General features: G+C 53.8%; 2 tRNA genes and 1 rRNA gene (1 of these 3 cut by a window edge). All 3 read left to right on the forward strand.

The features are described from left to right. Window positions 1–13: 13 nt before the first annotated feature. Window positions 14–87 (forward strand) — tRNA-Ile (locus tag ABDH49_09120). Window positions 88–95: 8 nt separating this feature from the next. Then, window positions 96–168, forward strand: a tRNA-Ala gene (locus tag ABDH49_09125). Between the two features lie 62 nt (window positions 169–230). Continuing rightward, window positions 231–799: ribosomal RNA gene (locus ABDH49_09130) — 23S ribosomal RNA — on the forward strand (its annotated part continues 280 nt past the right edge of the window); the annotation flags it as partial.

The following is a 799-nucleotide window of genomic DNA, read 5'->3' on the forward strand; positions in this document are numbered from 1 at the left end:
AATCAACTGCTAAGGGCCTTGAGCTCAGGCGGTTAGAGCGTACCCCTGATAAGGGTAAGGTCAGTGGTTCAAGTCCACTAAGGCCCATATGGATTGGGGACGTAGCTCAGATGGGAGAGCATCTGCTTTGCACGCAGAGGGTCAGGGGTTCAAGTCCCCTCGTCTCCATAGAAGAATAGAGCAAGACCTTGGCAACTGAATAAGAGAGAATCCTGGTAGGTAGAAGAAAAGGCCAAGCTGCTAAGGGTCCACGGTGGATGCCTCGGCAGTCAGAAGGGAAGAAGGGCGTGGCAAGCTGCGATAAGCCTCGGGGAGCCGCAAGCGGGCTGTGATCCGAGGATACCCGAATGGGGAAACCCACCAGCCCATAGGCTGGTATCCCTACCAAGGGAGCCTAACCGGGCGAAGTAAAACCTTTTAGTAGCCCGAGGAAAAGAAATCGAAAGAGATTCCCTCAGTAGCGGCGAGCGAAAGGGGAAGAGCCTAAACCGGTGTGGTGCCATGGTGGTAGCCTTAGCCACATCGGGGTAGAGGGACAAAGCCGGAAGGAGCTACCACTCCTTCGGGGAGTTACAAAGTTATCTGATAGCAGAATCAGCTGGAAAGCTGAGCCACAGAAGGTGAAAGCCCTGTATGCGAAATCAGATAACCTCCCTGGGTTTTGTTCCCGAGTACCACTGCCCCCGTGAAAGGTAGTGGGAATCTGCCCAGACCACTGGGTAAGGCTAAATATTCCTGACTGACCGATAGCGCATAGTACCGCGAGGGAAAGGTGAAAAGAACTCCGGAAGGAGAGTGA

The organism is Candidatus Hydrothermales bacterium (assembly GCA_039630235.1).
Classification (GTDB): Bacteria; Hydrothermota; Hydrothermia; order Hydrothermales; family JAJRUZ01; genus JBCNVI01.